This window comes from Saccharospirillum impatiens DSM 12546, assembly GCF_000423605.1.
Lineage (GTDB): Bacteria > Pseudomonadota > Gammaproteobacteria > Pseudomonadales > Natronospirillaceae > Saccharospirillum > Saccharospirillum impatiens.
The window spans coordinates 27,001-34,025 of sequence record NZ_AUIH01000043.1 but is presented as its reverse complement, the minus strand read 5'-3'; the positions used below and the strand labels follow the sequence as shown (position 1 = coordinate 34,025).

8 protein-coding genes are annotated in these 7,025 nt (G+C 52.9%); 5 read left to right on the top strand and 3 right to left on the bottom strand.

Annotation, left to right across the window (positions count from 1 at the left end; translation table 11 throughout):
• The 5 genes from G565_RS0116825 to G565_RS0116805 form a co-directional block, all read left to right on the top strand.
• A partial coding sequence (locus tag G565_RS0116825; RefSeq protein WP_028671932.1) for a transposase occupies positions 1-290 on the top strand: 290 nt, incomplete at its 5' end.
• 227 nt (positions 291-517) lie between these two features.
• A complete protein-coding gene (locus G565_RS24595; RefSeq protein ID WP_169579667.1) occupies positions 518-949 on the top strand; it encodes a sensor histidine kinase in 432 nt (143 codons plus the stop codon).
• Positions 939-1,391, top strand: a complete 453-nt coding sequence (locus tag G565_RS0116815; RefSeq protein ID WP_028671931.1) for a response regulator — start codon at positions 939-941, stop codon at positions 1,389-1,391. Before G565_RS24595 ends, G565_RS0116815 begins: the two co-directional genes overlap by 11 nt.
• Positions 1,388-3,127, top strand: coding sequence for a putative bifunctional diguanylate cyclase/phosphodiesterase (locus G565_RS24590; protein ID WP_051208144.1), 1,740 nt, complete (start codon positions 1,388-1,390; stop codon positions 3,125-3,127). The genes G565_RS0116815 and G565_RS24590 overlap by 4 nt, the downstream gene beginning before the upstream one ends.
• A 186-nt stretch (positions 3,128-3,313) precedes the next feature.
• Positions 3,314-3,649, top strand: a complete 336-nt coding sequence (locus G565_RS0116805; RefSeq protein WP_157600124.1) for a response regulator — start codon at positions 3,314-3,316, stop codon at positions 3,647-3,649.
• Positions 3,650-3,709: 60 nt separating this feature from the next.
• Here the strand turns inward: G565_RS0116805 and G565_RS0116800 are convergent, their stop codons facing one another.
• The 3 genes from G565_RS0116800 to G565_RS0116790 all read right to left on the bottom strand — a co-directional run bounded on the left by G565_RS0116800 (position 3,710) and on the right by G565_RS0116790 (position 6,850).
• Positions 3,710-5,566 (bottom strand): monovalent cation:proton antiporter-2 (CPA2) family protein, encoded by a 1,857-nt coding sequence (locus G565_RS0116800; RefSeq protein ID WP_028671929.1) that lies wholly within the window; start codon positions 5,564-5,566, stop codon positions 3,710-3,712.
• Positions 5,567-5,624: 58 nt separating this feature from the next.
• Positions 5,625-5,804, bottom strand: a complete 180-nt coding sequence (locus G565_RS0116795; RefSeq protein ID WP_028671928.1) for a PLDc N-terminal domain-containing protein — start codon at positions 5,802-5,804, stop codon at positions 5,625-5,627.
• A 116-nt stretch (positions 5,805-5,920) separates the two neighbouring features.
• Positions 5,921-6,850 (bottom strand): helix-turn-helix transcriptional regulator, encoded by a 930-nt coding sequence (locus G565_RS0116790; RefSeq protein WP_028671927.1) that lies wholly within the window; start codon positions 6,848-6,850, stop codon positions 5,921-5,923.
• Between the last annotated feature and the right edge of the window lie 175 nt (positions 6,851-7,025).

Here is a 7,025-nt window from a genome sequence, read left to right as displayed (position 1 = left end):
GACCCTTTTGGGACTACCACAGTAAAGGTTGGGCGAAACGCTATTTTGAGAAGTGGTACAGCTGGGCTATTCGTTGCCGTTTGGAGCCCATCAAGAAAGTGGCCAGAATGCTAAAAGCGCATAAAAATGGCTTGTTGAATTACTTCGATCACCGGATCAGCAATGCCGTCGCCGAGGGATTAAACTCAAAGATTCAGACGGTAAAGTCCAATGCTCGAGGTTATCGTTCTTTCGAAGGCTTTAGAACGAGCATACTGTTTCACTGTGGGAAGCTGGATATGCTGCCATAGGGTTCCACAGAGTTTTACGAAGAGCCTCTTTTTCTAACCTCCTGCTTAGCGACGACTACGGCCAGTTAACCGACGAAGGAAAGTCGTTTTCGCACTACGTGGTCGATGCTGCCGAACGCATGCGGGAACTTCTGGACAGTCTGTTGTCCTATAGCCGGGTTACGTCGCATGGCATGCAATTTGTTGAAACAGACCTGAATAGGCTGTTGCAGGACGTGCTCTCAGACATGCAACTGACCATTGATGAAAGCAATGCGACCGTAGTTACCGAACCCCTGATATCCGTGGAGGCTGATCCGAGCCAGATCAGGCAGCTCATACAAAATCTCTTGTCTAACAGCTTGAAGTATCGTCACCCCGACAGACCCCTCGACATCAGGGTCACCGGCAAGAAAGTTGATGAAGGTACTTATCAGATTACCGTGGAAGACAATGGCATCGGCTTTGACAATCAGTACTCAGAGCAGATATTTGAAGTGTTCAAACGCTTGCATGGCCGAGCCCAATACGCGGGGACGGGGATGGGGCTGGCAATATGCAGGAAAATTGTGGATCGGCACAATGGCAGTATTCATTCTGAGAGTCAGGAAAATCACTACACCCGTTTCATCGTTAGGCTCCCGGTAAAGCACCAACAGGAGACTCTGTATGAATTCTAAGCCATGGCCGGTTTTCGTTGTTGTCGATGATGACCCGGAAGATTTTCTACTGGTCAAGACTGCGGTGCAGAGAGTGAAACTGCCACTTCAGGTTGTTCGCTTCAGCAGCGGTGATGAATTGATGCGAGGTTTGCCGGATCTTGTCGCCAATCTCGACCCTTTGGCGCCCCGGGTACTGATTCTGCTTGACCTGAACATGCCCGGTAAGGACGGTCGTGCCTGTTTAAAGGAAATTAAGAGCGACGCTCGCTGGTCGGATGTGCCAATCATCATTTTTTCAACATCAAGTTCACCTGAAGACATTAACCGGTGTTATGAGCAGAAAGCCAATTCCTACATTTCAAAGCCAGAAAATATGACTCAACTTGAAGACATCGTAAAAACACTGTACCAGTACTGGTTCGTGGACCATGCCGGGTTCCCAACAAAAGGATTGTTATGAACGCAATGCCCATCAGAGGTTTGGTGATCGAGGACGACCTGGCTGACTACATACTGATCCAGGAGTCTTTGGCTAAGAGTCAGCGATTCAGCTACCAGATACGTCACATCGACGATTTCTCAAAAGCCTCAGAGGCTTTGTACCAGGATGACTTTGATTTTGTGTTGTTGGATTACTTTCTGGGTGCCCATTCAGGGCTGGAGTTGTTGCAGCAAGCCAGAGTCATTCAACTGCAGAGGCCCATCATTGTCATGACGGGTAGCAACTCACCAGAGCTCGATGAATTGTTGATGAAAGAAGGCGCGGCTGATTTTATTCCAAAAGAGGAAGTATCAGCGTCTTTGCTTGACCGGAGTATCCGGCATGCGATAGAACGCAAGCAAGCGGAGCATAAAATTGCGGAACTGGTGCGCCGGGATCCGCTAACTGGCCTGGGAAACCGGAATATATTTGAAGAGCATATGGAGCTTGCGATCGCTCGCGCAGAACGAACCGGTAACCGTCTCGCGGTGGTTTTTCTGGACCTCGACCGGTTTAAAGACATCAATGACAGCCTTGGTCATCATGTTGGGGATTTGTTGCTCACACTGATAGGCAGCCGATTGCGCCGCACCGTTCGTAATAGTGACTTCGTTGCCCGAATTGGCGGAGACGAATTCACCGTGTTGCTCGATAATATTTCCAGTGAGAGTGATGTCACGCAGATTGTAGAGAAAATTTCCCGGGAACTGTCACGCCCGGCACCTGTTAACAATAATACGCTCGACATAACCGTGAGTATTGGCATCGCCCTGTTTCCGGAAAACGGAAAAGTCGCCATCGAATTAATGCAAAAAGCGGATATGGCGTTATACGAATCGAAATCCAGAGGTGCGGGAAGCTACCACTTCTTTACCGATTACCTGCAAGCCCGCCTGATTGATGGTCTGGAAATCGAGAAGGAACTGCGAACGGCGCTTCAGAAAGATGAGTTTGAACTCTACTATCAGCCACAAATGGATATGAACACAGAGGCCATTGTTGGCTTCGAAGCCCTGATTCGATGGAATAAGCCAGACGGCACAATCGTTAGCCCGGATGTCTTCATCCCTGTCGCCGTTCGTTGTGGGCTGATAGTACAAATAGGGGAGTGGGTACTGGAGACAGCGTGTCGCCAAATATACAACTGGCGCCAGGATGGAAACGTTAAGCCGATCTCTGTCAACGTGTCACCCCGGCAATTGAAGTATCAGGGGTTTCTTGAGCAGGTACTGACCTGCGTGCAGCGCTATCAGATTGCGCCGGGGTTGCTTGAAATTGAACTGACAGAGGAAGCACTTATTGAAAGTGGGCCTGTACTGTCAGCGGCACTGACTGCCCTGCAGAAGGCCGGAATTGGCATTGCAATAGATGATTTTGGCACAGGGTATTCGTCGATGCGGTACCTGCGCGATTTTCCACTCGATCGAATTAAAATCGATAAGAGCTTTGTCTCCGGTCACGACGCGCCTGGCATTTGCGAGCCCGCAATCACCCGGTCAATCATCTCGCTGGCTCAGGGGCTTGGTCTTGAGGTGGTGGCTGAAGGTGTCGAAACCGTTGAGCAAAAGGCAGAGCTTCAACTGCAGGGGTGTCGGATATGTCAGGGCTACCTGTATTACAAGCCGGTTACAGCAACGGTTGCCAAGAGCTTGTTAAGCGTTTCAATGAATTCGCCCCGGGGTGCAAAATCAGATAGTGGCGCGGGTACCGAATAGATGGAATGTATACATCGATGTGCATGCGTAACGACTGGAATAGGATGGTAATTCATGACGCATGAGCGAACAGATGACAACAGCAGGACTATCCTCCTGTTGTCCGATGATCCCTCGGCGACTGGGCGCATTCACTATGCGCTCGACAGTTTTTGTATGTCACACCATTTTCTAAGTCACGCTTCAATGAATGATTATCATCAGTCACTTATTGATTCTGAATTACTCACCAGTACGACGGGGTCTGTTGATCTGTTTCTGATTGCCTATCTTGATAACATTAAACTGACGTTAGAGACCGTTGCTGACCTGCGCAAAACTCGCCGTTATGCGTTAACGCCCGTGGTGGCATTTCAGGAATCAGAAGATAGGGAGTCTACCCGGGCGCTCTACCACCGTGGCGTCAATACGGTCATAAAGTACCCGCCCAGCTTCGACATGCTGAGGCAACTGGTGGAAATCATGGACAGCTACTGGTTCGACACGGTGTCACTACCCGGGCATTCCAATGAGCCTTGGTAGAATGTTGTCTGGCTCCATTTCGACGAACGGCGCTCATCAGCCAGGTTTCTCCCCGGGGCATTACCCGGGACTGTCCGGTTGATCCTCTTTGGGTTTTTTGAGCTGTTGTTCCCACTCTTCCATCAACGTTTTTACTCGCTCAATGTAGGCCTCGTTTTGGGCAATGGGCTTGTTGATGTCGTACAGACTGGCAAGTTCGACCATGGAAGCGCGATCGATAGACTCGAAATCGGTGGCCATCGTGCGAGCGGTGGCTGAATCATAACCCAGGGCTTCAAAGGCAGAGCGGCCCATTCGCAACGAACTGTCGTAGGTTTCTCGAATGATATCGCGACACCCAACCGACCAGAGATCGTATACATGCATTCGATCGATGGCCCGGGCGAGTATATGAACAGACGGGTAGGTGGCGCTGATGTAGCGTGCCAACTCGGTAATTTTGTCTTTGTCGTCGATGGCGATGACCACCATTCGAACGTCTTCGATGTGGGCTGCCTTGAGCAAGTCGGGCCGGGTACCGTCACCAAAGAATACGCGTAAACCAAAGGCTCGCAGCAATTCCAGCTGAGAGGAGCTGAAGTCGACAACGGTGGTTTCCACACCACCGGCACGCAACATCCGGTTGACCATGCCGCCGACACGCCCGTGCCCGATGATCAGCACGTCGCCATGATCGGTGATGTCATCCATCTTGTCTTCCTGGCCGTGCTCAAATCGTGGCACGATGATGCGGTCGTAGGCAATGAACAGGGCCGGAGTTATCACCATCGACAGCGCCACGATCAGCAAAAGCGGGTCGGCAATCGCGGGTGGAATGACAGCGCTGGCAACGGTGAACGAAATCAGGACAAAACCGAACTCACCGGCCTGTGCCAACCCCAGCGCCAGTAACCAGCGATCCGCACCAGTTACGTTGAACAGTCGGCCCAGCACCATCAGTACGCCAGCTTTTACCAGAATCAGTAATGTGGTGAGAGCCAGTAGAACCAACCAGTGTTCGCCCAGCAGGCCGAAATTGATGCCGGCGCCCACCGTCATGAAAAACAGCCCCAGTAACAGGCCCTTGAACGGTGCAATGTCAGACTCCAGTTCGTGCCGATACTCGCTGTTGGCGAGCACGACACCGGCCAGAAACGTACCCAGTGCCGGCGACAAACCCACCAGAGACATCAGCAGGGCGATGCCAATCACGATCAGTAACGCCGCCGCGGTAAAGAGTTCCCGCAGGCGGGCCAGAGCAATAAAATTGAACATCGGGCGGGTAAGATAATTACCGGCAACAACGACCAGAGCGATTGCCGCCAAGGTCACCAGCGCGGTTTGCCAGCCAGTGAGGTTTGCGACCAGGCTCAGCGTGGCACCATGGTCATCCGCTGCATGCGTGGCACTTCCCGTGTCGAGACCTGCAATGGCGAGCAGTGGCAGCAGTGCCAGCATGGGGATAACAGCGATGTCCTGAAACAGCAGAACGGAAAAGCTCGACTGACCCCCATCACTCTTGAACAGGCCTTTTTCATTGAGTGTCTGCAAAACAATGGCAGTGGATGACAGCGACAGAACCAGGCCAATCGCCAGCGCAACCGACCAGGGCTGGCCCAGCGCCAGTGCGATGCCGGTGATAGCCAGTGTCGACAAGCCAACTTGCAGGCCGCCCAAACCGATGAGGCGATGGCGCATGGTCCAGAGCTTTTTGGGCTGCAGCTCCAGGCCTACCAGAAACAGCATCATCACAACGCCGAATTCGGCAAAATGTTGCAATGATATGACGTCGACCTGCATCAGCGTCAGTATCGGGCTGATCAGGATACCTGCGATCAGATACCCCAACACCGACCCCAGCCCCAAGCGAGTCGCCAGTGGCACCGCCAAGGCGCCAGCACACAGGAATACAAACGCAATTAACAGGTAACTGGTCAACAGACTGATCTCTTGGATAACGGGCTATTAAGGGGTTCGGGATTCGCTGTGTCTGAGGTTAGCGCTTGGGTCCAAGCAGAAACCAGAGAATAAACCCGATAAAGGGAATCAGCAGCAGAATCAGTATCCACAGTACTTTGGTGCCAGTTCCGGCGCTGCTCTGTGAGGTCGTCAAAATGCCATAGATCACGCAAATGAGCAAAATCAGGCCAAAAAAGCCGCCAACTTCAATTGACATGGGTGTCTCCTTAACGAATGGGTTCCATACCGGGTGTGAACGCTATAGCGATCACATAGGAGCCACAATAAACGAGGAGGCAACTAACTGGAAGGCTAAGTGCTATGGGTTGGGGGTCAGTTCTCACGGGTCAGGCGGGTCGCAAGAGCCCCCTTATCTCGCACGCCCAGCTTTTCGTAGATTCGGGTCAAATGGGTGCGCACGGTGCCCGGGGCGATCCCCAGTTGCTGGGCGACTTGTTTGTAGCTTCGACCCGCTGCAAACTGCCGCGCAATCTGTTGCTCGCGCGGGCTCAGCGGCAAGGGGTTTACCGGCCGTGCCCGTATCATCCAGCGGGTGCCCAATGGCTCGGCTGTCAGTTCGAGGCTCTGGCCGGTATAGCAGCCCGCAACGGCCAGAGACTCGATGACCGCCGCAGGAATTCGCCGGCGAGCGCCAGGGCCCCATTCTTCGACAAGCAATGCGGTGAACCGGTCGTCATTGGCGTGCAGAATGCCGAAACGATCAATCAGCGCCGCGTGCCCCTGTGCTTCGCTGACACAGGCCCGGTCGTTGTTGTGCGCGGCCAGAAACAAATGGCGGGTAACCAGCGCCTTGAACTGGCGCTCTGCTTCTGAAAAGTCTGATTGGTTGCGTTCACGGGCCAGGGTAACGAAAACATGCAGGCCCGTTTGGGAGTCAACTTGCATGGTCGAGATCATTTCACGCGCGTGATAGCGACCCCAGTGTTCGTTGTAGGCCTTGGAATGGAACATGCGGGGTACTTCGGATAACGCCCAGGTTTGCCCGGTGTTACCGATCACCAGATTGGCAAAAGGGTCTTCATGCTTGACCGGCTCCCAGGTTTCGAACAAATCCGGTGTCTGGTCCAGTACGGTGGCGGTGTGCAATTCCCGGCTGCTGCCGTCGCCTTCGCCCCAGATCGCAAAGTCGAAATCCAGATGCTCGCGAATGCGCTGCAGTGTGGTTAGCTGGAAATCAGCGGCTGAAAGCCGCGCACTGTCATGGTGCACCTCCAGTAAAAAATCACTCCAGCCAGACAGCATTGCCAACTCCCGAAATCCTGAATGTGGGCGCTCCCTGGCCCCATGAATCCTGAACGGTCGTTCAAATCTAGCACAGCCTGTACAAAAAAACATCAGCGAACACGCTGTACTGCATTTGCCGTATAACAGACGCGGATGGGCTGTCGTAGGCTGTGCCTTTGTAAAAAATAGACAG

What these genes read in the sequence shown, in the direction of transcription:
- G565_RS0116805 (WP_157600124.1), top strand. Translation starts at nt 3,314, where the DNA reads ATGAATGATTATCATCAGTCACTTATTGATTCTGAATTACTCACCAGT.
- G565_RS0116790 (WP_028671927.1), bottom strand. Translation starts at nt 6,850, where the DNA reads ATGCTGTCTGGCTGGAGTGATTTTTTACTGGAGGTGCACCATGACAGT.
- G565_RS0116815 (WP_028671931.1), top strand. Translation starts at nt 939, where the DNA reads ATGAATTCTAAGCCATGGCCGGTTTTCGTTGTTGTCGATGATGACCCG.
- G565_RS24590 (WP_051208144.1), top strand. Translation starts at nt 1,388, where the DNA reads ATGAACGCAATGCCCATCAGAGGTTTGGTGATCGAGGACGACCTGGCT.
- G565_RS0116795 (WP_028671928.1), bottom strand. Translation starts at nt 5,804, where the DNA reads ATGTCAATTGAAGTTGGCGGCTTTTTTGGCCTGATTTTGCTCATTTGC.
- G565_RS24595 (WP_169579667.1), top strand. Translation starts at nt 518, where the DNA reads ATGCAACTGACCATTGATGAAAGCAATGCGACCGTAGTTACCGAACCC.